Below are 25,588 nucleotides of genomic sequence, written 5' to 3' on the forward strand. Positions count from 1 at the left end.
AATTTGTGTATAATACGCGAGGGGGCATTCCGCCCCCTTTTTTAGCATTTGTTTTTGGTCGGTTTTTGTCCAAAAACGGTAATATCTCTCGACGGAGGAAAATGAATGGCCGTAGCCGCGAATAAGCGTTCAATTATGACGTTGTTCTCAGATACCATCGACATATACAGCCACCAGGTGCGTATTGTGTTGGCGGAAAAAGGTGTAGGTGTTGAAATTAGCTACACTGATCCGACTAACCTGCCTGAAGATTTGATCGATCTGAACCCCTACGGTACGGTACCAACCCTCGTCGATAGAGAGTTAGTTCTATACAAATCTCACATCATCATGGAATACCTGGACGAGCGTTTCCCGCATCCGCCGTTAATGCCGGTTTATCCAGTATCCCGTGGTCAAAGCCGTCTAATGATGCACCGTATCGAGCAAGACTGGTATTCACTGGCAGGTCGTATCTTCCGTAACGAAGGCGACGTAGAAGATGCGCGCAACGAATTGCGTGAAGCATTGCTGTCTTTGGGTCCTATCTTTGCTGAAATGCCATTCTTCATGAGCGAAGAGTTCAGCCTGGTAGATTGCTACCTGGCGCCGCTGTTATGGCGTTTACCAGCGCTGGGTATCACCCTGACTGGCAACGGTAGCAAAGACGTAAATGCTTACATGAACCGCATTTTCTCACGCAGTTCATTCAAAGCATCACTGACCGATCAGGAACGTGAAATTCACAATCCATTATGAGTAAAATGACATCCAATCAGCCGTACCTGTTACGTGCTTTTTACGAATGGATTGTTGATAACGACCTTACGCCCTACATTGTTGTTGATGCAACACTTCAGGGCGTAGAGGTACCTCAGGAATTCGTCAAAGACGGTCAGATCGTACTGAACGTATCACCTTCCGCCTGCGTGAATTTCACGATGGATCTCGATGCATTGTCGTTTCAGGCTCGCTTCGGCGGCCAGCCTCGTCAGATTTATCTGCCTTGCTATGCCGTACTGGCTGTTTATGCCAGAGAAAACGGTGCAGGTACCGTATTTGCGGTAGAGGAAGACATGCAATTGCCGGAAACTAGCGGTAAAGACGAAACTGACACGCTGACAGCACCGTCTGCCGATGTGTCTGACGGTGATTCAGAAAATGCACCGGTACCGCCTAAGAAAGGCAAACCCAATCTGAAAGTAATTAAATGAAAAATCCGGCTTCTGCCGGATTTTTTATTTCTGCGTCGTGATCAGAACACCGCCATATTGTGATGGTTCTGTGAGAATACGGCGATAATTCTGCCCCATCATGCAATCTCACCTTTGAAGAAAACGGAAAGTATTGCAATGAAAGCCCCCTCACTACAAAACACCCTACTCGTTACTGGTTTGTTTACCGCCTCTTTTGCACAAGCTGCAGAACTAGAGATAACCGTTGAAAACCTTACCCGTGGCATTGCCTTTACGCCCATTTTAATTGCCGCACACGATATGGAGAGTCATTTATTCGTTACGGGAGAAATGGCAAGTACCGAACTTCAGGCTATGGCGGAAGGCGGCGATATTTCTGGTTTAGAAATGGTAGCAACCTCGGTAGCGGCTGATATGGCTACTAATCCGGCAGGCGGACTGCTAATGCCAGCCATGTCCACTACCACCATGTTATCGACAGAACAAATGAATACCCAGCTAAGCTTGGTGGCGATGTTGCTGCCCACAAACGATGGTTTTGTGGGATTGGATAGCTGGACCATTCCGGAAACACCGGGTACTTATAGTGTTTACCTGAATGCGTACGACGCTGGAACAGAAGCGAATGATGAGGTTCGTGGGAGTGGGACACCTGGTGAAGCGGGTATGCCGGTTCCACCGCCTCTTGAAAACGTGATTGGCATGAACGGAACCGGTGTTGCCGCCAGCATTACCAATGACAAGGTTCACATCCATCCTGGCAATATTGGTGATGCAGAAATAGACGGTGGCAGTAGCGACATTCAGAACACGGTGCATCGTTGGTTAAACCCTGTGGCAAAAGTGACCGTTGTGGTTTCTGAATAGGAGGGGAAAGCATGACTATTCGATTATTGAGAATGAGTGTCGCGACGGCATTATTGATCATGCTGGCTGCATGTTCTGATGATAACGATGACAGTGTCACTGAGGTGCCAGAAGAACCGGAGATGCGCACTTTTGAGGTGAGCGTGTTCAACCTCTCGGCCAATCAGCCCTTGTCTCCCATCGCGGTAATTGCCAGCGATGGCGGTATGTTATGGCACACCGGCGAAGCCGCTTCTGACGGCCTTGAAGCACTGGCAGAAGGCGGTGACAACAGTGTGCTTATCGGTGCTGATTCCACGCTGGGGTCAACAAGTGGTGATGCGCCGCTAGGTGCGGGTGAAAGCGAGATGCTAACGCTTTCTCTTGAAGCCGGTAGCGAGACAAGCATTAGCGTCGCGAGCATGCTGGTAAACACAAACGATGCGTTTTCTGGGATCACCGGTGTCGATCTTACCACCTGGGCGGTAGGAGAAACGAAGACGTATTTACCTGCAGTTTATGATGCCGGCACCGAGGAGAACACCGAAATGGCAGGGACAATTCCGGGCCCTGCTGATGGTGGCGAAGGCGTCAGCGAAGGGCGGGAAGCACTCGACGCGGTAACGATGCACAGTGGCGTGGTTACCGCTGATGATGGCCTGCCCGACTCTGTGCTGGACAGTTCTCATCGATTTGCGAACCCGGTTATGAAAATAATCATCAGTCGGGTGGAATAAACTGCATTTCCCTCCGGTCTGTCTAATTACTTAAAATAAATTTAAGCAATTAGGTAACAGGCCGGAGGGAAGATGATTCTGTTATATCAGCATGATCAGGCGAAATTGCGACATATTCGGCGCAATATACAGCAGATTGGACAGCAATGTCAGAGCTTCGACTCAGTGGAAACTTTGTCGGCGGCGTGTTTACTTCACCAAATCGCGATTATCGATTTAGAAATACCGGGGCAATGCTGCTTTGATGTTTGCCAGCAGTTACGTAGCCAGAACCCGAAAATGTCTTTGATTGCTGTCACTACTGCAACCAGTGAAACCGACCATATTTTGGCTCTGGAACTAGGTGCCGATGATGTTATTACGCTACCGTGTCACGACAGGGCTTTTCAGGCCCGGGTGAAAGTACAATTACGTCGAACCACACCGATACTTTATTCCTCTAAACCTGTTTCTCCCGTTGTCGATTATCCTTACTCTCACCAAAACAATGACGTACTGCAATGTGGCCTGTTGCAACTGAATATAAAAAGTCACGCTACTTTTATAGGCGGTGAGCCGTTGGCACTAACAGCCACGGAGTTCGCTTTGTTAAACCACTTTATGACACATCCAAATCAGGTATTTACCCGCAATCAGTTACTTAATGCCGTGTGGGGGCATCAATTGGAGTGCTATGAACATACCGTGGTTTCTCACATTAATCGGCTTAGAGCGAAGTTGTCTTGTGATAAACAGGTGGCGGCCATGCTTGAAACGGTGAGGGGCGTGGGTTACCGGCTAACATCGCCGGTAACCGAAGCGGCGCAACAGCGCAGCCGATTTGCGGTGGCTGCTAGCGCTTAAGTAAGCAGCAGGGTTGCGGTGCCAAGGAAAGCGAAAATACCCACCACATCGGTGATAGTGGTTAAAATTACGCTACCGGCGAGGGCTGGGTCGATTTTTAGACGCTTCATGATCATGGGTAAGGTAGCACCGGAAAGGGCTGCTGCTATCAGGTTTACCATCATCGCGAAGGCGATAACCACACCCAGCATGAGATCTTGTTTCCATAAACCAATGACAGTGGCAATTAAAGCGGCCCATATCACACCGTTCAACAAACCAATGGCCAGCTCTTTACTTACCAGCCAGCGGGCGTTGCTGCCATTAACATGACCCAGTGCCATACCGCGAATAACCAGCGTCAGGGTTTGGTTACCGGCGACACCACCCATGCTGGGTACAATGGTGTTCAATATTGCCAGCACAGCCATTTCACTGAGAGTATCTTCGAACAAATCGCTTACCGCCGCGGCCATCAACGCGGTAACCAGGTTTACCGCCAGCCACACAGAACGACGTTGGGTACTTTGCCAAACGGGAGCGAAGGTATCTTCTTCGTCATCTAGACCGGCCATACTCATCATGGAGTGTTCCGCGTCTTCCCGAATAATATCGACCACGTCATCAATGGTGATTCGGCCTACCAGGCGCTGTTTATCGTCGATTACCGGAGCAGACAGCCAGTTGTAGCGCTCAAATAGGCTAGCGACTTCATCGTCGGGCATGTTTACCGGAATGGCTTCAGGGTCGTCGTCCATGACTTCGGACACGGTATCGTCAGGGTCGGCAGTAAGTAATCGGGCAACCGGCACCAAACCTACCAGGTTATCGGTACGGTTCACCACATAAAAGGTATCGGTGTTTTCAGGCAAGTCGCCTTTCAAGCGCAAGTAGCGCAATACCACATCCACGGTTACATCAGGACGCAAGGTAATGGTGTCGGTATTCATGATGAAACCGGCGGTTTCTTCTCCGTAGGACATGGCTTGTTCAGCCCGCACTCTGTCTTGCGCGTCCATGGATTCAAGAATACCTTGCAGTACCTCTTCCGGCAGGGAGCTTAGGGTTTCTGCCAGATCATCGGTGTCCATCTCTTCAAGCGCATCAACCACTTTTTCCGGCACCATCTTGCTGATAATGCCGTTACGAACGTCTTCAGACAGTTCTTCTAAAATGTCGCCGTGGAAATCACCGTCGATGAGCTCCCACAATTCATCACGGGTTTTAGTTGGGCTGGATTCAAGGATTAACGCCACATCACTGGCTGGCAGCTCGTGAAGCATCTTGCGCACCGACACGAAACGGCCATCGGTCAACGCTGCATTAAGCGCCCTTAACTGGCTTTGTGGTGATTTGCTTTCGAGTGCTTCTGCCACGGAAATCCTTTGAGAAACAAACAGGGAGATTGGCGCTTAGCATACCGCAGCCCGCTTATGCTGTCATCGTATCAGAGTATGATAAAACCATATAAATAAAGAATAAACGGCCAGTTGGATGTTATTTAAACAGCGTGTAGCTATGTATCGAAATCTCTATTGTTGTTGTGAATGGGCGGTCTCGTCTCTGCGCATGTTTTCAAATAGTGAGGGCTTTTGCTCACCGATTGCCACTTCAGAAGCTACAGCAGCAAGCCCAGGCCGCTCATTGAGGTAATTCTGCAGAACCTCATTGAACTGGCTGACAAACTCGGGTGACACGCTGTACTTGCTAAACATGAAATGCACATTTTGCTTTTGAATAATCTCGTTACCTAGCGTCAAAGCAATATCATTTGAGTCGGCGGTAAACTGTAGTACTGCCGTGTCATCCAGAATCAAATCTACACGTTCACGCTTAAGAAAAGCCAGTCTTCGCTTTACACTTTCCAGGTGGATAAGCTGCTTGGGAAAGCGCGAAGCGATTTTCTCTTCAAACTCACTGCCATACCAGCCGCTGGTATTAAGTGCCAGCGTGTGGCCTTCGCTTAACAGTTGAAACAGTGTTTTGCCCGCAAACTCGCTTGCGCGCTCGGGAAGGTAGGCGAAGCCGATAAACTCGGCGCGATACGGTATCGAGAACAGGTTATTGCGTTGTCTGTCTTCGTTACGCGCGGCGCCGACTACGATATCAATGCCGCCCCGGGCAATTTGTTCACCAACCCGTCTTTCAGGGAGCGGATAGCTTTGTAAGTCGTAGTGCATGTGGGCGAGTATCTGTTTTAACAGTTCGTAATCCTCGCCGGTAAGCACATCATTGTGGTGGTAAATATAAGGCGGCCAATGTGCCGCACTGATCCCCAGAGTAGGGGCATTATCTTCAGCGGCATTTATTTGGGGAGTACAAACTAACATGGACAGCATGCTGAGCAGCAGCTGGGTAACACTTCTAACAGACACGTTCAATTCCATTTGTTGTGAGTGCGCGATCACTCGTCTTCGTTAAACCTACCGGCAATTAGCGCTTCTACAGCATCCATTGCTGCTTCTGCGTCAGGCCCTTCAGACACCACGACTACCTGTTCACCCTGGTGGCTTTCCATCATCATTAATCCTAACACGCTGTTGGCATTGGCCTGTTTATCACCTTTGTGCAAGGTGACTTCAGCATCAAACTGATTGGCTAACTGAACCAGTTGCGTTGCCGCGCGGGCATGCAAACCGAGTTTGTTTACAATGGTCAGTGATTTCTCTACACGCATTACTTACTTTGCTCACGGTGCCTGATTTGTACATCAGGGTGGTTTTCACGGAAGTTTTTTGCCAGCGATTCTGCTACGTAAACAGAACGATGCTGACCACCGGTACAGCCGATTGCAACGGTAACATAACTGCGATTATTGCGCTCGAGGTGAGGCAACCAGGTAGTGATTAGGTTCTGGATTTGCCAGATAAACTTCGTCACGATGGGCTGAGAACTTAAGAATACCTGCACCGGCGCATCAAGGCCAGTAAGATGTTTCAGGTCAGGCTCCCAGTGCGGGTTGGGAAGGAAGCGAGCATCAAACACATAATCAGCATCTTTTGGAATACCGTGTTTGAAGCCAAACGATTCGAACACCAGCACCAGTCGGGAGCTTTTCTTTCCAAGAATACGTTCGCGGATGAGTTCGGCGAGTTGGTGAATACTGAGTGAGTCGGTATCAATATTGAGGTCGGCACGCTCAGCGATAGGGGCCAGCAGCTCTTTTTCTGTTTGAATGGCATCCGACAACGATTTATTCAAACGTGCCAAGGGGTGCAAACGACGGGTTTCGCTGAAGCGTTTCAGCAGCATGTCGTCGCCCGCATCGATATATACGATGGTAACGGTCCAGGATTCTGGCAAGTAATCGAGAATTTCTACCAGTTCGGCAGGATCTTTAGGCAGGTTTCGAACATCAATGCTCACTGCAACCTGCTCGTACTCGTCGGCGACGGTATGGGTGAGTGCAGGAAGTAAATTAACCGGGATGTTGTCTACACAATAGTAACCGAGGTCTTCCAGCGCCCGTAATGCGACGGATTTCCCTGAACCGGAACGACCACTGATGATAATGAGCTTCACGTTTTTCTCCTGAAATACCGTGTTAACGCAGGCGTTTACAATAACTTACTGTAATGCGCGAATAATATCATCACTTGTATCAGCTTTTCGGATACTTTTTATTGTCTCTTTATCGCTAAGCTTGCCAGCAACCATGGCGAGCGTTTGCAGGTGACCGTCAGTTTGTTCCTGAGGTACCAGAAGGGTGAAGAAAATATCGACGGGTTTATTGTCTATGGCATCGAAATTAATGGCTGGTGTAGTGGTAACTACAATGGCAATCACTTTTTCGAGCCCGGCAAGGCGACCATGAGGAAGCGCGATACCATTACCAATACCTGTGCTGCCCATGCGTTCACGTGCCATCAAAGCACTTAACACCGTGGCTTCATCGATATCTGCGTTGTTTTTAGCGGCAATCCCACTGATGATTTCGAGGATGCGCTTTTTACTATTGCACTGGACCGCACATTCAGTGCGATCCAGGCTAACTATGGCTTGTATATCCATGAATTCAATTAATGCTTTTTAAGCTTTTCCTTGTGTTTCAGAACCTGCCGGTCGAGCTTATCTACCATGCTGTCGATAGCTGCGTACATGTCCTGATTTTCGGAAGAGGCGAACACCTCTGCGCCACTGAGGAAAACCGTTGCTTCTGCTTTCTGATTAAGTTTTTCGACATTCAAAATTACGTGCACATTCGATATGTGGTCGAAGTGACGTTCTAGTTTACTGAATTTCGTATCGACATAGGTACGCAAAGAATCTGTGATCTCAACATGATGACCAGTAAGGTTTATTTGCATATTTCGTCTTCCTTATTTTGAGCAGCCCATTAAATGAGGCTTTTGCGTTGGTTAGACGGCGGGATCGATAGGGACTCCCGGTACTTTGCTATTGTTCGCCGGGCAACCATGATGCCTTGATCGGCCAACAACGAAGCAATCTTGCTGTCGCTCAGCGGCTTGCTTGGCTTTTCAGCCGCAACCAGCTTTTTAATCAGTGCGCGAATCGCTGTGGATGAACACTCACCACCGGATTCTGTGGCCACGTGGCTTGAGAAGAAGTACTTCAACTCAAAAATGCCTCGGGGCGTATGCATGTACTTCTGGGTGGTAACCCGAGAAATGGTCGACTCATGCATATCTACCATTTCTGCGACATCGTTCAGCACCATTGGTTTCATCATTTCAGGGCCATGCTCAAAAAAGCCCATTTGTTGCTGAACAATGCAGTTCGCTACTTTAAGCAGGGTGTCGTTACGGCTTTCAAGACTCTTGATAAACCATTTCGCTTCCTGCATATGAGAGCGAATAAATTGTGAATCGCTGCTGTTGCGGGCCTTGCGGCTCATCGCGGCGTATTGTTGATTCACACTCAACTTTGGCAGGCTGTCTGGGTTGAGTTCTACCACCCAACGGCCATTTTTCTTCGCCACAGAAACGTCTGGAATAACGTATTCCGGTTCTTTGGTGATGAGCGCGCTACCCGGACGCGGATTCAGCGTTTGCAGAAGACGCATGGCTTCACGAAGCTGGTCTTCTTTCAGGCGCGTTTTCCGCATCAGCGTACGATAATCTTTGCTGCCAAGTAAATCGGCGTGTTCTCGTAACAGTAATCTGGCTTCTTCCAACCAAGGGGTATCGGGGGCGTATTGCGTTAATTGCACCAGTAAACACTCTTGCGGTGTACGCGAGCCAGAACCGATTGGGTCGAACAACTGGATGCGCTTGAGTACGCATTCCACTTCATCTTCTTCTACCGGTTCTTCCATGTCTTCACTGTTCACGCTTTGCAGAATGTCTTCCACGGTAACAGTGAGGTAACCCGATTCATCAATCGAGTCGATGATGGCCAGTGCGATAGCGCGGTCGATTTCTGAGAACGGCGTTAGGCGCATCTGCCATAGCAGATGGTCTTGAATATTTTCGGTGGTTTCACCCTGGAAGATTTGCTCGTCATCACCGCCGCCAGGGCCAGGGCCGGGGGCAGGCGCAGAAGACGCAGAAATGTATTCGTCCCAGGTGCTGTCGAGAGGGAGTTCATCGGGCAGGTCATTTTTTTCCAGCGCTTCGCCGGTGTCCATGCTTTCCGAAGCTGACGCAGATTCAGGCATGCTGTCATCGTTATCGAGATTATTCTTCTCAACAACATCGTTGTCTGAACTGTCGTCCACTTCCAGCAGCGGATTAGAATCCAGTGCTTCCTGAATTTCCTGTTGTAAATCCAGCGTCGACAACTGCAATAGTTTGATCGCCTGCTGAAGTTGCGGCGTCATTGTCAGTTGTTGACTAAATTTTAGCTGTAAAGATGGTTTCATCTACGTCTTATATTAACTCTGCAAAAAGTATCTGGCTAAAACGGCGATTTATTGTTCTTAAATTGCGGTTTGTTGTGCCGGATAACTTAACTATAGCCTGAATTGCTCTCCTAGGTATACATCTCGAACTTTTTGATTACTTAATACCTGTTCTGCGGTGCCCTGAGCAATCAGTTCTCCATGACTGACGATATAGGCTTCTTCACAAACATCAAGGGTTTCCCTTACGTTGTGATCGGTAATCAGGATGCCTATACCTCTGTCTCTTAAATGTTGAATGATCTTCTTTATATCATTAACCGAAATTGGATCAACTCCGGCAAAGGGTTCATCAAGCAAAATAAATTGCGGGTTAGCTGCTAAGGCTCTGGCAATCTCAACCCGGCGGCGTTCACCACCCGACAAACTCATACCTGTACTATTACGTATATGGTTAATATTAAATTCATCAAGTAGCGCGTCGGCTTCTTCTTCACGCTGATGGCTTTTTAAATCCTTTCGGGTTTGCAAAATAGCCATGATATTTTCATGTACCGTGAGCTTTCTGAATATCGATGCTTCCTGCGGCAAATAGCCAATGCCGCGACGTGCGCGCTCGTGCATCGGCTCGTGAGTCAGCTCATTGTCGTCGATATTAATTTTGCCTTTATCCAGCGGCACCAACCCTACGATCATATAAAAAGTGGTGGTTTTTCCCGCACCATTGGGGCCCAACAAACCCACAATTTGGCCGGTAGATACAGAAAGGCTTACATCGCGCACAACCTGACGAGATTTGTACGACTTAGCCAAATGGCTCGCGGTTAAGGTGGCCATTACTGATTGTCACCTTCGTTGTCATCGCTTTTCTTTTCGTCTTCAGACAACCCTTTTACGGTTTCTGGCTGAAATACCGTGGTAACACGACCACTGCTTGAGCTGTCACCGCCGGTGGCAAGAAGCTGCTCTTTGCCCATGTCGTAACGAATGCTATCGCCCTGAACCATGCTGCTATCTTGCTGAATTTGTGCCTGACCTTGCAGGGATATGAGCTTACTGGCAACTTCGTAACGAATTTCATTAGCGCTGGCTTTTACTTGTGCACCATCGTCCATGGTTTGTGAATAGCTGGCTGGTTCACCATAAGCCACAAACACTTCTTTGCCGTCACCATCGCTGGCAATAACCTGAACTTCATCGGCGGTGATCACCAACGAACCCTGGGTGATCTTCACGTCTTCTTTAAAGGTAGATGTTTTCTTCTTGCCGTCAATGAACTGCGACTTCGCATCAACTTTAATTGGCTTGTCGAAATCTGTGTTGTCGGCCAAGGCTACTGTGGGCATTACAGCAACAGAGAGCGTTGTAATCAGGCTAGCTGCCAGGGGAATAAATCGTTTGAACATGATCTATCAACTCATATTGTTGGGTACGCAGGTTTGCATTAAAACCATTGCTTTTGATGATGGTCTGAACACCGCGGATATCAACAGGTTGATCGGATGTCATCGTTTTATCATCCAGATTAACCTTAATGAAATCAGTTGTAATGGTCTGAACGAACTCGTCAGGATTCAGACTCTTAATCAGCACATTATCTTCTAACTGAATGAGATCGTCATTATATAATGTGCCTTTATCTGCGGTTACCTGCCAGGGAGCTTCATTTTCCGCAGCATAGACAGTGTATTTGGGTTGACTGAATAACACAAAGCCAAGCTGATCGTAATGTTCCATTGAAGCCGCGTACACTTCGTGATTCACCTTACCTTCATCGTTGTACAAGGTGGTGGTGAGGTTTTTGGCCTTGTAAGCCGGGCGTAACGCGCTATCACTCATCGATTGAGCGGGTTTTTCATCTTCGGCCATCCACACTGGCATGTACATCAACAATGCCATCACAAACAGTGCGGAAATACTGAGGCCTAATCGATTCATACACTGGCACCGTGAATAATATCCAGCGTACCCACCGCTTGCATGATCACATCACACACTTCACGCACAGCGCCGTATCCACCAGGCTTCGTGGTGATCCAATTAGCTTCACGGGTAACCGCGGGGTGGGCATCTTTAACGGCAATTTTGGTTTCAGCGTGCTTGTACATGCCTAAATCTGGCATGTCGTCGCCAATGGCCGCGACTTGTTCGGGGCTCAGACCAAGCTTCTGGCATAAATCTGCCATGGCATCGGCTTTGTTTTCCTGGCCTTGAATGATGTGTTTAACGTTCAGCGCTGTCATGCGGTTTTTCACAATGGCCGAGTCGCGACCGGTAATCACCGCCACTTCAATGCCGCTGTTTATTAGCGCTTTAATGCCATAACCGTCGCGGGTGTGAAAGGCTTTCAGCTCTTCTCCATCGTTGCCGAGGTAAATACGGCCGTCAGAAAATACGCCGTCTATGTCGCAAACCAACAGTTTGAGATTCTTTAGCTTTTCAAATCGCTCTTCACTGATAACGCCGTAAAAGGTGACTTCATGTCCCATTAGAGCACTCCTGCTTTCAATAGCATATGCATGTTGAATGCGCCGACAGGTTGCCTGTTCTCATCGACAACCATAAGCGCGTTAATTTTGAACTCTTCCATCAGGTTCAATGCTTCCACTGCCAGCGTTTCGGCGCGGGTTGTTTTGCCGCCGCGCGTCATCACCTGGGCTACCGGCGTAGAATGAATGTCGGTTTTCGCATCCAGAATACGGCGCAGATCGCCGTCGGTAAAAATACCCGCGAGCTTGTTGTCTTTGTCAGTGATACCTGTCATGCCCAGCCCTTTGGAAGAGATTTCCAGCAGCGCTTCAGAAATGGTGGCAGACGATGACACCAAGGGCAGTTCATTACCCGTCATCATAATATCACGGACTTTTAATAACAGTTTACGGCCAAGGCTACCGCCCGGGTGCGACAACGCGAAATCGTCTGACGTAAATCCTTTGGCATCCAGTAACGCAATGGCGAGTGCATCGCCCATCACTAATGTGGCGGTGGTACTGGATGTTGGCGCTAAGCCTAATGAACAAGCTTCTTTTTCCACGCTGATGTCTAATACCACATCGGCATGTTGCCCCAGAGAACTGTGGGCGCTGTTTGTCATAGCAATAACAGGTACGTTCAAGCGCTTCACCACGGGCAACAAGTTAACCAGTTCGCCGGTTTCGCCTGAATTGGAAATAGCCAAAAGCACGTCAGACTCACTAAGCATACCCAGGTCACCGTGATTCGCTTCACCAGGGTGCATAAAGAACGCCGGTGTACCGGTGCTGGCTAGGGTGGCTGCAATTTTGCGGCCTACATGACCGGACTTACCCATGCCACTTACCACCACTTTTCCTGTGCAGCTTGCGAGCATTGCGCAAGCGGCTTCAAATGTGGCATCCAAACGCTCGGTGAGGGCCGAAATTGCCTGAATCTCAATATCGATAACCCGTTTAGCCGAGGCAATATAGCTAGAATTATTCATTTATCCGTTTTCGCTTGTTCGTAAATACTTACCCGAATAGCCAGTACTGATAACCAAGAAAGCATAAAACAAAAATAGCACCTTCAAGGCGACCAAGCTGTCGCTTACCGATGAAATTGAAGCTTAAGAAAAACAACAGCACGGTAAGGCCAAACATCACCCACATATCCCGGTTGTACACGTTCTCATCTAACGGGCCTGGCGCAATTAACCCTGGCATACCAAGCACCGCCAGCAGGTTAAAGATATTCGAGCCAATCACGTTACCTAACGCTAAATCACTTTCCCCTTTCAATACGCCGGCAATACTGGCGGCGAGTTCGGGTAAGCTGGTACCGAGGGCAATAATTGTCAGACCAATAACCAGGTCAGAAATTCCAAAGAAGTGGGCGATATCTACAGCCGCTTCTACCATGAAATGTGCGCTTAACGGCAACAAAACAAGCCCCACGCCTACCCAAAGTACTGCCGAGCCGGTATTTACACCTTCGGGAATTTCGCTGTCGGTGTCTTTCACCAACGGATCTTCTTTATCTACCTGCAGTGAAATCCATGCCATTGCGGCGAGTACGAACACGAACAGACCGAACAGAATCATACCTTCAAAATGCGCTAACTTACCGTTATTCAGGAAGAACATGGCCAGAACGGTAACGCCGAGCAATACCGGAAATTCGCGTTTGAGGGTAGAGGAAGACACCACTAAGGGTTTTACCAGGGCTGTAATACCCAGTACCAAAGCTACGTTGGTAATATTTGAACCCAGCGCATTCCCCACCGCGGTATTCATGTTACCGTTCGAGGAAGCAATGGCCGAGACCACAATTTCAGGTGCAGATGAACCCATAGCAACGATGGTCAGACCGATCATCATGGGTGAAATGCCTATATTTTTCGCCAGTGCAGAGGCGCCGTACACAAAGCGGTCAGCACTCCAGCTAAGTACAGCAAGTCCCAGCAGGAAAATGCAGATAGAAAGTATCACAAGTTACCATTCGTCTTTTGTTTTTTCGGATTGTCGCAAAAAGCGCGGCATTTGCCTATGCTTTCGATAGAATACGCACGTTTTGCATAATTCGATGTTTAAAATCTCTTCGAAATGGAAAAAGCGAAAGCCCGGTCAGGTTATTGAGGGATGAAGCCCTTAATCGCGGCGTTCGTTGATGTATTCAATCTGCGATATTTCTATTGTTGACCTGAATCAGCATTATCAGTGTGATGAATCCCCGATTTGGTAAAAAAATGTCAGCATAGCGCATTATTTGCTGTGTGCTTGTATGCTGCGTGATTACAACATTACGTTTATGACATCCGACTTGTTTTCGCGCTGTTTGGCGCGACATTTGCTGAATCTTAGATTATTTGCATGTTAAGCCGGGCAGTAGCCCAAACTTACATACGAATAATCGAAAAATGCGAACACAACTTGTAACTTTTTCGTCTTTTGTTGGAATTAGTAAAAAACGTACAATGACCTCATAGTGGTAAAAGCCGCAATATCTGGCTCAGTAACGAATCTGAAAGGAAGGCAAGTCTTCAATATATGGGAAATTTAGTAGAAATAGACAACATAACATTCCGTCGCGGTGAACGCGTTATCTATGACGGTGTGTCGATTGTTGTCCCCAAGGGCAAGATTACCGCGGTAATGGGGCCTAGCGGAATAGGTAAAACAACGCTGTTAAAACTGATCGGTGGTCAGTTAGCGCCTGAAAAGGGTGATATCCGTTTCGACGGCGACAGCATTGTTTCAATGAGCCGCAGTGAGCTCTATAAAACCCGTCGCCGAATGAGCATGTTATTTCAAAGCGGCGCGTTATTTACCGACATGACAGTGCACGATAACGTGGCTTTTCCGCTGCGAGAACATACTAAGCTAGATGAAGATATTATCAGCACTATTGTCGCGCTTAAGCTACAGGCTGTGGGCTTACGTGGCGCTGCGCAAATGAAGCCGAGTGAATTATCTGGTGGTATGGCCCGTCGTGCGGCGTTGGCCAGGTCTATTTCCCTCGACCCCGATCTCATTATGTATGACGAACCGTTCGCCGGTCAGGACCCAATCTCCATGGGCGTGCTGGTAAAGCTTATCCGCGAACTTAACGATGCACTGGACCTTACTAGTATCGTGGTTACTCACGATGTGACTGAAGTACTCACCATCGCCGATTACATCTACATTCTTGCCGATAAACGCATTATCGGGCAGGGCACAGCAGACGAAATTAAAAACAGTGATTCTGCGCTGGTTCAGCAATTTTTGAAAGGCGAAGCCGACGGCCCGGTGCCGTTTCATTATCCTGCCGCCGATCTCAACGAAAGCCTGTTTGGAGGTAAAGCATGAACTTCTTCCAACAGGTAGGGGCGAATACACTGGCCCGCTTAACTTCTATCGGCCGCGCCGCACTTATGCTATTCGGTGCCATATTCGCGATGCCGTCGCTGAAAAATATCCCGCTCACAATTCGACAGGTCTACGTGGTGGGTGTGCAGTCGCTGCTTATTATTGTGGTGTCGGGGTTGTTTATCGGCATGGTAATGGCATTGCAGGGCTACACCATTTTGGTTGGCTATGGCGCAGAAGGCAGCTTGGGACCCATGGTGGCGTTGTCGCTGCTTCGTGAACTAGGCCCAGTGGTTACCGCGCTATTGTTTGCCGGCCGTGCTGGTTCTGCGTTAACCGCGGAAATTGGCTTAATGAAGGCCACAGAGCAGTTATCCAGCCTTGAAATGATGGCCGTTGACCCACTTCGTCGTGTGGTCGCGCCGCGATTCTGGGCCGGTTTGTTTTCTATGCCGGCACTTGCCATGATCTTCAGTGCTGTAGGTATTCTTGGCGGTCACTTAGTGGGTGTTGACTGGCTAGGCGTAGACAGCGGCAGTTATTGGTCGCTCATGCAATCCACCGTAGAACTTCAGAAAGATGTCATAAACGGGGTACTGAAAAGCCTCGTGTTTGCCTTAGTTGTGACCTGGATTGCCATTTTTAAAGGATATGATTCGGTTCCGACATCAGAAGGCATCAGTAAAGCCACGACGGAAACCGTTGTATTTTCATCATTAGCAGTATTAGGGCTGGACTTCGTGCTCACCGCCCTGATGTTCGGAATAGAGTAAGTAGAGAGTAAACATGAATAAACATAAAACGGAATTGATGGTTGGGGTGTTCGTAGTATTAACAGTCGCGGCTGTTTTGCTACTGGCGCTGAAGGTTGCCAACCAAACCATGACCAGTTCAGGTGACACCTACCAACTCTATGCGAAGTTCGACAATATCGGCGGTTTAAAAGAGCGTTCCGCCGTAAAAGTGGGCGGTGTGACCATTGGTCGCGTAACCGATATTCATCTTGATAAAGAAGACTATACCCCTGTAGTGACATTGAGTATTTCTACAGATTATGAAGGGTTTCCTGAAACCAGCTCGGTTTCTATTCTGACATCTGGCTTACTAGGCGAGCAGTACGTCGGTTTTCAGCCAGGATTTTCTTTCGACGGTATTGAAGAACTGAAAGACGGTGACTATCTACAAGACACCAAGTCGGCGTTAGTGCTGGAAGACCTGATTGGACAATTCCTGTTCAATCGCGGTGGTAGCGACAGCAAGAACGACGAGTAATTGAAACATTTTTTATGTGTCGCGGTCTTTATTAATGCGGCACTCAGGATATTTAGTTTAGGAGAAAGACAGTTGAAAAAGTTCTTTTTAATTGCCGGAGTATTAATTGCCAGCCTGTTTAACGCAGCGCAGGCGCAAGAAATAAACGAACAAAACCCGTACGAAATGGTGAAAGATGTCGGTAATCGCACCTTCGACCGTATCAAAAACAGCCAGGATGAAATTAAGAAAGATCCTGAAGTATTACGCACCATCATGAAAGATGAGTTGCTTCCTCACATCGATTATCAATTCGCAGCATTTAAAGTACTGGGTCGTTACTTTACCTCACTGCCTAAAGATAAAATGCAGGAATACGTACAAGTGTTCAGACAATATCTGATCACCACTTATGCGGTAGCCATGGGGTATTACGACAATCAAACCGTTACCTTTGAGCCGGAAGCCGATTTCTCGGGTAAAAAAGCAGTAACCGTGCGCGCCATCGTGCAAGACACGGGTCGTCCAGATATCAAAGTGGCTTTCCAGGTGCGTAAAGATTCAAAAACCAATGAATGGAAAGCTTACGACATGTCTGCGGAAGGCATTAGCCTGCTAGACAGTAAGCGTAGTGAGTTCGAGCCTATCTTACGTCAGGAAGGTATCGACGCCATCTTAAAACTGATGCGCGAGAAAATTGAACAACCCTTGGGCGAACAGGTACAGGAAGCTCAACAAAAGGAAGATGCGTGAATCTATTTCAGCTAGGTGAAAATGGTATTGTGCATATTCACGGTAACCTCGACCGTGATACACTCGCTAAAAATTGGTGGGACATGTTAAGTGCCACTGAAAAGTCCTCTTTGGTAAAGGAAGGGCGATGCGTTCTTGATTTAGGGGACGTAGAGCGAATCGACAGTGCCGGGCTTGCCTGGTTGATTAACGCAGTGCGCGATGGTAAGGCAAGCAACGTGAATGTTGTGCTTGCCAACGCGCCGGAAAAACTGCTTAAGCTGGCTAAAATCAGCGATGTCGACACCCTTTTGCCGGTAGAGTAATTTTCCCGTATCCGACGGCATGGTCGTCTTCTAAGTTAGCGAATTATTGGCGAAATTATGGAATTAGCAGAAATCGAAGCGTTATTAAAAGAGAAACTGAACCTTGCAGAAGTGCACGTGAAAGGTGAAGGGTCTCACTTTACGATTATTGCTGTAAGCGATAGCTTTAGTGAAATGAGTCGGGTTAAACGTCAGCAAGCCGTTTATGGCCCACTGCAAGACAAAATCGCCGACGGCTCAATGCACGCCATTTCAATTAAAACCTTTTCCGAAGCAGACTGGCAGCGTGAGCGTCAGTTCCATTTACCCCAGTAAGGTTTTCTTCTCCTGTGGATAAACTCATAATTAAAAAAAGCCCGCCTCTGAATGGTGAGGTGCGCATAAGCGGTGCGAAAAACGCGGCATTACCGCTGCTAATGACGCCACTGCTGACTGACGACTTATGTCGTTTCACCAATGTGCCTGCATTGCGTGACATTAATACTACTACTGCACTGCTTAAAGAACTGGGTGCTGAAGTTGCGCGCCCAGGTGCTAATGAAGTTACCATTAATGCTTCAACATTAAATAGCGTCACCGCGTCGTACGACCTGGTAAAAACCATGCGTGCTTCTATCCTGGTTTTAGGCCCGCTGCTGGCTAAGCAAGGTAAAGCCAACGTGTCGTTACCGGGTGGCTGTGCCATTGGTGCGCGACCGGTGAATCTTCACCTTTCCGGCTTAGAGCTGATGGGCGCGAAGATTGAAGTAGATGAAGGTTATATTCGCGCTGAAGTGGACGGCCGCTTGAAAGGCGCGCGCATTTTCATGGACATGGTAAGCGTTGGCGCAACAGAAAACCTGATGATGGCGGCAGCGCTGGCAGACGGTACTACCGAGCTTGAGAACGCTGCACGCGAACCTGAAATTGTCGACCTGGCAAACTGTTTGAATCAGATGGGGGCAAAGGTAAGTGGTGCGGGTACCGACCATATCACCATTGAAGGTGTTGAAACCTTGAATGGCTGTGATTACCGCGTGCTGCCTGACCGCATTGAAACCGGTACGTTCCTGGTAGCCGCTGCGGTATCCGGCGGTAAAGTAAAATGCTTAGACGCCGCGCCAGAAACCTTAGAAGCCGTGTTAAATAAACTCCGTCAGGCCGGTGCAACTATTACTACCGGTGATGATTGGATTGAGCTGGACATGGAAGGTCGCAAGCCGAAAGCGGTTCAGGTAAAAACCGCGCCGCATCCTGCTTTTCCCACCGACATGCAAGCCCAGTTCATGACATTAAACTGTGTGGCAGAAGGCACGGGCGTGATCACGGAAACGATTTTCGAGAATCGCTTTATGCACGTACCAGAGCTGCAACGCATGGGCGCAGAAATCTCTTTGGAAGCTAACAGTGCGTTGTCCAAAGGCAGTTCGCGACTGAAAGGTGCGCCGGTAATGGCCACTGACCTTCGCGCTTCAGCCAGCCTGGTGATTGCCGGTTTGGTGGCAGAAGGCGAAACCCATGTTAGCCGTATTTATCACCTTGACCGGGGTTATGAATGCATTGAAGAAAAGCTGAATGGCTTGGGTGCAAACATCGTTCGCGTGAAAGATTAATTGCCGTAAGCGCAAACCAGATTCACACCCTAACGTGTGAGCGCTAAGAAATGTGAGAAATGGCGCTATTCCTAAACAGGAATAGCGCCATTTTTTTATTCAAACGCCAGCTAACCTGACGAATTTGCTAATCTGGTCTATCTTGTATTTGAAGGTTTGAAACTGCGGGGCAGAACGCCAGAGGGCACCATGTACACACCACAAAAGTGCAGTACGCAAAATTCATTAAATTTTAATGAATTACTGGCTCGGCCTGTCAATTATTTACCAATTATGGTACATATACCAAAGTCTGAGTTGTGGTTTTCTTTCAGGGAACCTTCAGCAAAGATGAAAGGAAATAAAAATAAAAGATCCAAAGGCACTGGTATAACGGTAAAAGAGGTAGACAATACTACCCGAACACACCTCGTACACAGTGGCCTGACGAATCCATTTCAATTTGTTTGTATCGACACAATACAAGATATGTGGTTCAGGGAAGTGTCAAAAATAATGGATAGAATTGATTTTATTGGGGTTCGCGCGTGAGTATTTCTTTTTCGCTTAGTCAGCAACTTCGGCGTGTGGTGAGCACAGATCCGAAAGATGCCATACCTGCTGTACTGTTCAGTCTTATGGTGGCAACGATTGTTTTTATCGGAGAGCCGCCTTATGCACTGGCCAAAGAGTCCAAACCGGACAATACGGCACAGGCAGGCATACATTGCAAAGATGGTAGCCAATGTGAATACATAAAAAACCGGAGTTAACTCCGGTTTTTTTTATGTCTGCTAATTTGTCATCGTTACGAAATGCGCGCTTAAGGTGCCGCTCCTAACTCAGCCACTTCCGCTGACAGCATAATGTTCTCGCCATCGCGGCTAATATTCAGTTCTAGTGTGGTTCCCGGCACAGTTTCGGCAATCATATCCAGGGTTTTCGATGCGCTTTTTAATTGAATGCCATCGATAGCCAACAGCACATCGTTTTTACGTAAACCCGCTCTTTCAGCCGGTGAGTCTGTGGCCACTGCCGTTACGGTAATGCCCGGCGCACCTCGATTTTCTTGCCCCACAAAGCCCAACTGACCACGAATCACTTTACCGTTCTGGATAATATCGGCCATGACCCGTTTTGCCAGTTCATAAGGCACAGCGAAGTTGATGCCGTCTACGTTGCGCACGCCATTACGGGAATCGCGTACCTGGAAGTTAGCATTGGTAATACCTACTAGCGTACCGTTGCTGTCGACCAACGCGCCACCAGAGTTACCCTGGTTCAGTACTGCATCAGTTTGAATAAAATCGACATAGTTCGATAAGCCATTTCGTCCTGCACGACTCACAATACCGTTGGTAATGGTCTGGCCTAAATCGAAGGGGTTACCAATGGCCATCACCACATCGCCCACATGCAGATTTGATTCATCGGTTTGTGGTATTACGTGTAGGTTGTCGGCATCGACTTTCAGCACCGCCAAGTCGGTTAGGGCGTCGGTACCTACGATTTGTGCTTCCAGCACACGGCCATCCTGAACCGCAACAAAAATACTGTCGGCATCAGCCACCACGTGATTACAGGTAAGCAGGTAACCGCTTTCGGTCATGATTACACCGGAACCCAGGCTGGCACGTTCGCGGGCGCGATTACGGAATAACCCGGTGTCGTTTTCGATGCTTACACTATAAATGTTTACTACCGCAGGCGCAGAGCGGCTAATGGCTGAATAATGGGATTCACGGGGAGGCAAGCCATTATTGGCAGAGAACAGGTATTCGCTGAATCCTGCACCGTTGCGTAATGCGGGCATGAATAAAAGCATCAGTGCCGCTACAACGATACCGAGAACAATAGATTTAATAACGAATACGATGAATTGCTTACCTGCCACGCCGGTCTATTCCATGTTGCCTCAGGAACGTCCTGCGAGGCGAATTTTGAAGAATGTTAAGGATATCATTTTAACCCTTTAATACCAATGCGGCGGAGAATTTAACAAAAAAAGGCCGGAAAAATTTCCGGCCTTTAGAAGTTACTGTGTTGCTGGCTAGCGAATGCTGCTTAGCGAATCTTCTTAGCGAATAATGACCGCCAGCGACGCTTTGCCTCGTTTAATATCGAGTACCAGCACGTCGTCACCGGAATCGTCGAGCTTATCGCGGAACTCAACTACCTTGGTTACGCGCTGACGGTTAACACCAACGATCACGTCGTTGGGTTGCAGACCAATGCGGGCAGCGGGTGTGTTAGGGGTAATTTCTTCCACTTTCACGCCATCGTTACCGCTTTCGTCTTTACCGTTCACCAATGTCGCACCTTCAAGTGCTGGGTGAATGGTGGCTGCGGTTACTTTGCTGTCGGCAGCATCGTCGAGCACAACGTCTACGGTTTTCTCTTTACCGTCGCGAATAATGGTTAATTCCACTTCAGCACCGGCGCCCATGCTGGCAATTTTCGCTGCCATTTCACGGAAGCTGTGCAGGGCACGACCATTCACTTCGGTAATGATATCACGGGCTTTCAAGCCGCCTTTCTCAGCAGCAGAATCTGGCGTGACTTCTCGTACGAAGGCACCACGGTTAGCGCTAACGCCTAACGCTTTAGCGATACCGGCGTCTACGTCGCTACCGGTAATACCCAGCAGGCCACGGCGTACTTCACCAAATTCAGCAATCTGATCAACCAGATTTTTCATCATGTTGCTAGGAATAGCAAAGCCAATGCCCACGTTCCCGCCGTTAGGGCCAAAGATAGCTGTGTTAATACCAACCAGTTCACCACGCAGGTTTACCAATGCGCCACCTGAGTTACCACGGTTAATCGCTGCGTCGGTTTGAATGTAATCTTCATAACCACCAATATTCAGACCAGAGCGGCCCATGGCAGAAACAATACCGGAGGTGACGGTTTGCGACAGGCCAAAGGGGTTACCAATAGCTACCACATAGTCGCCTACACGCATGGAGTCGGAATCTGATACCGGCAGAGCGGCTAGGTCGTCTGCTTCAATTTTCAGCAGTGCAATATCGCTTTGCTCGTCAGAACCCAGCTTCTTCGCTTTAAATTCGCGACCATCGCTAAGTTTAACGGTAATTTCGTCGGCGTTGTCGACCACGTGGTTATTGGTAACCACATAGCCTTTGTCCGCATCAATGATGACACCGGAACCTAAGCCGCGGAAGGGACGTTCCTGCACTTGTTCCTGTGGACCGCCGAAGAAATAGCGGAACATTTCAGGCACACGCTGGGTAGCAGTTTGTGTGCCTTCAACAGAAATGCTCACCACCGCTGGCATTGCTTCTTCAAGCATGGGTGCCAGCGAAGGCATTTCCTGTTTTTTATCATCGCCGAAGAAAGGTAACGCAGCACTCGCGCTAGCAGACATACCCATAGTACTGGCGACAACACTAGAGACAACCAACATCTGGCGTAGAGATTTCTTCATATTCGCTTACACTCCTCATGTTTCATGCGATTATGTTTACTTTCACTGACAGACTCAGACGAACGGGTAAAAGTTCCGAATTCTACTCTTTTTCTGCGGTAGAACGACCGGATGAACCGACAAACAGGCCGGAACCCACATTCGCAAAATCCCGTGGCTGAGTTTCGGCAACCGTTACGGGTTTCGTCTTTTCTCTGCCTTGAATGTTATTACGTAAATACGACGTAGCCTGTTCACCGTAAAAAGGCACACTCGGCGCGTCTTCATTATCACCCTGGTTCAGCAAGGTTTCATAATCTGCCACTTGCTGCTTCAGTGCCTGGCACTGCTTCTCAATTGAATCAATAGCCTGACGGGTTTGATGAATATGGTGAACAGCCTGTTGCGACATCAATTCCTTGAGGTTCTGCTCTGCCTGCTTCGATGAGTTTGAGGCACCATCCCGGGAACTCATAAAACGGGCTACGAAAAAGCCGATGATCAAACCAACAATCAACAAAGCAACGGGAATTAAAACGTCCATTCATTTCTCCAAAACGCTGCGCCGGGTAAAAGTGGCGACGCAGTAATACATATACTCAATGAGACTATAGCAATTTCTGAATGTGAATGCCCTCAGGTATTTACTCAAAGCTTTTTAATTTTCTGTAACCCAGACATAACGCTGATTTTTTCAGCTTTTTGTGGGTTATCCGCGATGTAAAACCTTATCTGACTTTCAGCATTGCTATATAATCGTGACTCATTTGAAGTAATACGGTGCTCGGCTGGTAGTCGACCAGTTTCACCTCGCATAAGACACAGCGCTGCGATTCTACCTGTATTTATTCGGAATTTAAGATCGGAATCTGATTTTTCAAGGAGGTCGGTGCAGCGGACCTTCAATTTATCTTGTATCGGGAGTAGTTTCGGCGATGACGCCCTGGGAAAAATATCAGCAAGACCTGCAGTTGCCCACGTTTAAACACGATCCTGCACAGGAAAATGCGGTTAAAGCATTGCAGCGTTTATACGACGACCTTACCGCACAGAAAGCGCAAAGTGGCGGTTTAGGTGCCAGCCTGAAAAAGCTGTTTGGCAAGCCCGCAGCGAAAGAGCCAGTAAAAGGCATTTATTTCTATGGCGGAGTAGGGCGGGGTAAAACCTATCTGGTAGACACGTTTTTTGATTGTTTGCCGTTTGACAAAAAATCCCGGGTGCATTTCCACCGATTCATGCACCGCGTGCACGCCGAACTTAAAACACTAGATAACCACTCCGACCCACTGAAAATCGTGGCAGATCGTTTGGCCGATGAAGCGAGGGTCATTTGTTTTGATGAGTTCTTTGTATCTGATATTACCGACGCGATGATATTAGGTACGCTGATGGAAGAGCTATTCGCCCGCGGTATCACGTTGGTAGCCACATCGAACATTGTGCCAGACGAACTGTACAAAAACGGTTTGCAGCGTGCCCGATTCTTACCGGCCATTGCGTTAATCAATAAATACACTGAAGTGATTAACGTAGATAGCGGCATTGATTATCGCTTACGTACCCTTGAGCAAGCAGAAATTTTTCATTCGCCGTTAGATGAAGACGGCGACAAACACCTGCACATGTATTTCGACCAGTTGGCTCCCGAAAATCGTAAAAGCGGCGAAGACATTGAAATCAATAACCGCAAAATTCCCACGCGCAAAAGTGCCGAAGGTGTACTTTCTATTGAATTTGCAGCCTTATGCGAAGGCCCCCGCAGCCAAAGTGACTACATTGAGCTGAGCCGCTGCTATCATTCTATTCTGTTGGCAAACGTGAAGCAGATGGGTGAAAAGAACGACGACACCGCGCGACGCTTTATTGCCATGGTGGATGAATTCTACGAGCGTCATGTAAAACTCATCATGACAGCCGAAGTACCGCTAGAAGAATTGTACACCGATGGACGTTTAAGTTTTGAATTTCGCCGCTGTCTGAGCCGCCTAAAAGAAATGCAGTCGAGAGAATACCTGGCGCGAGAACACTTGCCGTGAGTTGGTGGGGTGAGCGCTGCTGACGGGTAAGCTTATCGCAAATGAAACCGTCTGCCGCAGGGAAGCGGCAGCCGAGGCCCCATGGATGGGTTTACGCCGTGTTTCATTTGCGATAAGCGTCCCGGCAAAAAAGCGCTCGCAACCTCGTAAGCCGAGAAGTCACGCAAAACTGTTAACTCACCGGTAAAGTCGGTAAACTGCACAGCAATTTTTAAACTGTGCCTGTATTTTTTCCGCGGGCATCGTCAAGTAAAAGTAAGATACAGAGACCTAAGATGGGCAGAGCATTTGAAGTAAGAAAGAACGCCATGGCCAAAACGGCTGGCGCTAAAACTAAGGTTTATTCTAAATACGGTAAAGAAATTTACGTGTGCGCGAAGAACGGTGGTCCGGATCCGGATACCAACTTGTCGCTGAAGCGTCTGATGGAAAAAGCCAAGAAAGATCAGGTTCCAAGCCACGTAATTGAAAAAGCCATCGACAAAGCCGCTGGCGGCGCTGGTGAAGATTTCGTACCAGCACGTTACGAAGGTTTCGGCCCGGGTAACTGTATGGTTATTGTTGACTGTTTGACCGACAATAATAACCGTACCATTACCGACGTACGTAACTGCTTCACCAAAACTAACGCGAAAATTGGTGGACCTGGTGCCGTAGCGCACATGTTCGACCATCAGGCCATTTTCCAGTTTGCCGGTGACGACGAAGACACCGTGCTGGAAGCTTTAATGGAAGCCGATGTAGACGTAACAGAAGTGGAATGTGAAGACGGTAAAGTTACTGTTTACGCACCGCACACAGAATTCTACAGCGTAAAAACCGCACTCACTGAAGCTTTCCCAGACATTACCCTGGATGCAGAAGAAATCAGCTTCATTCCACAAACCGAAGTGGAAATCAGTGAAGAAGACATGCCTATGTTTGAAAAATTCATGGACATGCTGAACGATTGTGACGACGTGCAAGACGTTTATCACAACGCGATTACGCCAAACTAAGCGTTATTCTCCTGTGCAGACTTGCTGAATTATCGGCAAGTCTGTCTTTTCCCGCTGTTTTTT

Annotated in this window: 31 protein-coding genes; 15 read left to right on the forward strand and 16 right to left on the reverse strand. The window is 48.2% G+C overall.

Annotation, left to right across the window (positions count from 1 at the left end):
* Positions 1-105: 105 nt before the first annotated feature.
* The 5 genes from sspA to BFC18_RS03990 all read left to right on the forward strand — a co-directional run bounded on the left by sspA (position 106) and on the right by BFC18_RS03990 (position 3,601).
* Positions 106-738 carry a stringent starvation protein SspA gene (gene sspA, locus BFC18_RS03970; RefSeq protein WP_070123895.1) on the forward strand — a complete coding sequence of 211 codons (633 nt, stop codon included), beginning with the start codon at positions 106-108 and terminating at the stop codon, positions 736-738.
* Complete coding sequence (locus BFC18_RS03975; protein WP_170826560.1) at positions 735-1,193, forward strand: ClpXP protease specificity-enhancing factor; 459 nt, start codon at positions 735-737, stop codon at positions 1,191-1,193. Before sspA ends, BFC18_RS03975 begins: the two co-directional genes overlap by 4 nt.
* Positions 1,194-1,331: 138 nt before the next feature.
* Positions 1,332-2,042, forward strand: coding sequence for a spondin domain-containing protein (locus tag BFC18_RS03980; protein WP_070123896.1), 711 nt, complete (start codon positions 1,332-1,334; stop codon positions 2,040-2,042).
* 11 nt (positions 2,043-2,053) lie between these two features.
* Complete coding sequence (locus BFC18_RS03985) at positions 2,054-2,758, forward strand: spondin domain-containing protein (RefSeq protein ID WP_070123897.1); 705 nt, start codon at positions 2,054-2,056, stop codon at positions 2,756-2,758.
* Positions 2,759-2,830: 72 nt separating this feature from the next.
* The gene (locus BFC18_RS03990) at positions 2,831-3,601 is read left to right on the forward strand and encodes a winged helix-turn-helix domain-containing protein (protein WP_070123898.1); all 771 of its coding nucleotides are present in this window, start codon (positions 2,831-2,833) and stop codon (positions 3,599-3,601) included.
* Here the strand turns inward: BFC18_RS03990 and mgtE are convergent.
* The 13 genes from mgtE to BFC18_RS04055 all read right to left on the reverse strand — a co-directional run bounded on the left by mgtE (position 3,598) and on the right by BFC18_RS04055 (position 13,825).
* Positions 3,598-4,956, reverse strand: coding sequence for a magnesium transporter (mgtE, locus tag BFC18_RS03995; RefSeq protein ID WP_070123899.1), 1,359 nt, complete (start codon positions 4,954-4,956; stop codon positions 3,598-3,600). The two genes, BFC18_RS03990 and mgtE, sit on opposite strands and share 4 nt — an antisense overlap.
* 156 nt (positions 4,957-5,112) lie before the next feature.
* Entirely contained in the window at positions 5,113-5,955 is an 843-nt protein-coding gene (locus tag BFC18_RS04000) for a substrate-binding periplasmic protein (RefSeq protein ID WP_170826561.1), read from the reverse strand.
* Between the two features lie 29 nt (positions 5,956-5,984).
* Entirely contained in the window at positions 5,985-6,257 is a 273-nt protein-coding gene (locus tag BFC18_RS04005) for an HPr family phosphocarrier protein (protein ID WP_070123901.1), read from the reverse strand.
* Positions 6,257-7,102, reverse strand: a complete 846-nt coding sequence (gene rapZ / locus BFC18_RS04010; protein WP_070123902.1) for an RNase adapter RapZ — start codon at positions 7,100-7,102, stop codon at positions 6,257-6,259. Before rapZ ends, BFC18_RS04005 begins: the two co-directional genes overlap by 1 nt.
* A 45-nt stretch (positions 7,103-7,147) precedes the next feature.
* On the reverse strand, positions 7,148-7,591 hold the full coding sequence (ptsN, locus tag BFC18_RS04015; protein ID WP_070123903.1) for a PTS IIA-like nitrogen regulatory protein PtsN: 444 nt from the start codon (positions 7,589-7,591) through the stop codon (positions 7,148-7,150).
* An 8-nt stretch (positions 7,592-7,599) separates the two neighbouring features.
* Complete coding sequence (gene hpf / locus BFC18_RS04020; RefSeq protein WP_070123904.1) at positions 7,600-7,887, reverse strand: ribosome hibernation promoting factor; 288 nt, start codon at positions 7,885-7,887, stop codon at positions 7,600-7,602.
* 29 nt (positions 7,888-7,916) lie between these two features.
* Positions 7,917-9,401 carry an RNA polymerase factor sigma-54 gene (locus BFC18_RS04025; RefSeq protein WP_070123905.1) on the reverse strand — a complete coding sequence of 495 codons (1,485 nt, stop codon included), beginning with the start codon at positions 9,399-9,401 and terminating at the stop codon, positions 7,917-7,919.
* 90 nt (positions 9,402-9,491) lie between these two features.
* Entirely contained in the window at positions 9,492-10,217 is a 726-nt protein-coding gene (gene lptB, locus BFC18_RS04030; RefSeq protein ID WP_070123906.1) for an LPS export ABC transporter ATP-binding protein, read from the reverse strand.
* A complete protein-coding gene (lptA, locus tag BFC18_RS04035) occupies positions 10,217-10,786 on the reverse strand; it encodes a lipopolysaccharide transport periplasmic protein LptA (protein WP_083272903.1) in 570 nt (189 codons plus the stop codon). The genes lptB and lptA overlap by 1 nt, the downstream gene beginning before the upstream one ends.
* Positions 10,755-11,318 carry an LPS export ABC transporter periplasmic protein LptC gene (lptC, locus tag BFC18_RS04040; RefSeq protein WP_070123907.1) on the reverse strand — a complete coding sequence of 188 codons (564 nt, stop codon included), beginning with the start codon at positions 11,316-11,318 and terminating at the stop codon, positions 10,755-10,757. The genes lptA and lptC overlap by 32 nt, the downstream gene beginning before the upstream one ends.
* Positions 11,315-11,869, reverse strand: a complete 555-nt coding sequence (gene kdsC / locus BFC18_RS04045; protein WP_070123908.1) for a 3-deoxy-manno-octulosonate-8-phosphatase KdsC — start codon at positions 11,867-11,869, stop codon at positions 11,315-11,317. Before kdsC ends, lptC begins: the two co-directional genes overlap by 4 nt.
* Positions 11,869-12,840, reverse strand: a complete 972-nt coding sequence (locus tag BFC18_RS04050) for a KpsF/GutQ family sugar-phosphate isomerase (protein ID WP_070123909.1) — start codon at positions 12,838-12,840, stop codon at positions 11,869-11,871. The genes kdsC and BFC18_RS04050 overlap by 1 nt, the downstream gene beginning before the upstream one ends.
* Before the next feature lie 28 nt (positions 12,841-12,868).
* Positions 12,869-13,825, reverse strand: a complete 957-nt coding sequence (locus BFC18_RS04055; protein WP_070123910.1) for a calcium/sodium antiporter — start codon at positions 13,823-13,825, stop codon at positions 12,869-12,871.
* Positions 13,826-14,383: 558 nt separating this feature from the next.
* Here BFC18_RS04055 and BFC18_RS04060 point away from each other — a divergent pair.
* The 8 genes from BFC18_RS04060 (at position 14,384) to BFC18_RS04100 (ending at position 19,837) form a co-directional block, all read left to right on the forward strand.
* Positions 14,384-15,184, forward strand: a complete 801-nt coding sequence (locus BFC18_RS04060) for an ATP-binding cassette domain-containing protein (protein ID WP_070123911.1) — start codon at positions 14,384-14,386, stop codon at positions 15,182-15,184.
* Positions 15,181-15,957, forward strand: a complete 777-nt coding sequence (mlaE, locus tag BFC18_RS04065; RefSeq protein ID WP_070123912.1) for a lipid asymmetry maintenance ABC transporter permease subunit MlaE — start codon at positions 15,181-15,183, stop codon at positions 15,955-15,957. Before BFC18_RS04060 ends, mlaE begins: the two co-directional genes overlap by 4 nt.
* A 13-nt stretch (positions 15,958-15,970) precedes the next feature.
* On the forward strand, positions 15,971-16,456 hold the full coding sequence (gene mlaD / locus BFC18_RS04070) for an outer membrane lipid asymmetry maintenance protein MlaD (protein ID WP_070123913.1): 486 nt from the start codon (positions 15,971-15,973) through the stop codon (positions 16,454-16,456).
* A 72-nt stretch (positions 16,457-16,528) separates the two neighbouring features.
* Positions 16,529-17,188, forward strand: a complete 660-nt coding sequence (locus BFC18_RS04075; RefSeq protein WP_070123914.1) for an MlaC/ttg2D family ABC transporter substrate-binding protein — start codon at positions 16,529-16,531, stop codon at positions 17,186-17,188.
* On the forward strand, positions 17,185-17,493 hold the full coding sequence (locus BFC18_RS04080) for an STAS domain-containing protein (RefSeq protein WP_070123915.1): 309 nt from the start codon (positions 17,185-17,187) through the stop codon (positions 17,491-17,493). Before BFC18_RS04075 ends, BFC18_RS04080 begins: the two co-directional genes overlap by 4 nt.
* Positions 17,494-17,550: 57 nt before the next feature.
* A complete protein-coding gene (locus tag BFC18_RS04085) occupies positions 17,551-17,808 on the forward strand; it encodes a BolA family protein (RefSeq protein WP_070123916.1) in 258 nt (85 codons plus the stop codon).
* Between the two features lie 14 nt (positions 17,809-17,822).
* The gene (gene murA / locus BFC18_RS04090) at positions 17,823-19,085 is read left to right on the forward strand and encodes a UDP-N-acetylglucosamine 1-carboxyvinyltransferase (RefSeq protein ID WP_070123917.1); all 1,263 of its coding nucleotides are present in this window, start codon (positions 17,823-17,825) and stop codon (positions 19,083-19,085) included.
* Positions 19,086-19,612: 527 nt separating this feature from the next.
* Complete coding sequence (locus tag BFC18_RS04100; RefSeq protein ID WP_070123919.1) at positions 19,613-19,837, forward strand: hypothetical protein; 225 nt, start codon at positions 19,613-19,615, stop codon at positions 19,835-19,837.
* Positions 19,838-19,887: 50 nt separating this feature from the next.
* Here the strand turns inward: BFC18_RS04100 and BFC18_RS04105 are convergent, their stop codons facing one another.
* The 3 genes from BFC18_RS04105 to BFC18_RS04115 all read right to left on the reverse strand — a co-directional run bounded on the left by BFC18_RS04105 (position 19,888) and on the right by BFC18_RS04115 (position 23,035).
* A complete protein-coding gene (locus BFC18_RS04105; RefSeq protein ID WP_425388350.1) occupies positions 19,888-20,889 on the reverse strand; it encodes a trypsin-like peptidase domain-containing protein in 1,002 nt (333 codons plus the stop codon).
* A gap of 252 nt (positions 20,890-21,141) precedes the next feature.
* Positions 21,142-22,512, reverse strand: coding sequence for a DegQ family serine endoprotease (locus tag BFC18_RS04110; RefSeq protein WP_070123921.1), 1,371 nt, complete (start codon positions 22,510-22,512; stop codon positions 21,142-21,144).
* Between the two features lie 82 nt (positions 22,513-22,594).
* The gene (locus BFC18_RS04115; RefSeq protein WP_070123922.1) at positions 22,595-23,035 is read right to left on the reverse strand and encodes a ZapG family protein; all 441 of its coding nucleotides are present in this window, start codon (positions 23,033-23,035) and stop codon (positions 22,595-22,597) included.
* Positions 23,036-23,426: 391 nt separating this feature from the next.
* Here BFC18_RS04115 and zapE point away from each other — a divergent pair, with 391 nt between their 5' ends.
* Both zapE and BFC18_RS04125 read left to right on the forward strand, forming a co-directional pair.
* On the forward strand, positions 23,427-24,527 hold the full coding sequence (gene zapE, locus BFC18_RS04120; protein WP_070123923.1) for a cell division protein ZapE: 1,101 nt from the start codon (positions 23,427-23,429) through the stop codon (positions 24,525-24,527).
* Positions 24,528-24,802: 275 nt separating this feature from the next.
* The gene (locus BFC18_RS04125; RefSeq protein WP_070123924.1) at positions 24,803-25,525 is read left to right on the forward strand and encodes a YebC/PmpR family DNA-binding transcriptional regulator; all 723 of its coding nucleotides are present in this window, start codon (positions 24,803-24,805) and stop codon (positions 25,523-25,525) included.
* Positions 25,526-25,588: the final 63 nt, after the last annotated feature.

Source organism: Alteromonas confluentis, assembly GCF_001757105.1.
In the GTDB taxonomy this organism is placed as follows: domain Bacteria; phylum Pseudomonadota; class Gammaproteobacteria; order Enterobacterales; family Alteromonadaceae; genus Alteromonas; species Alteromonas confluentis.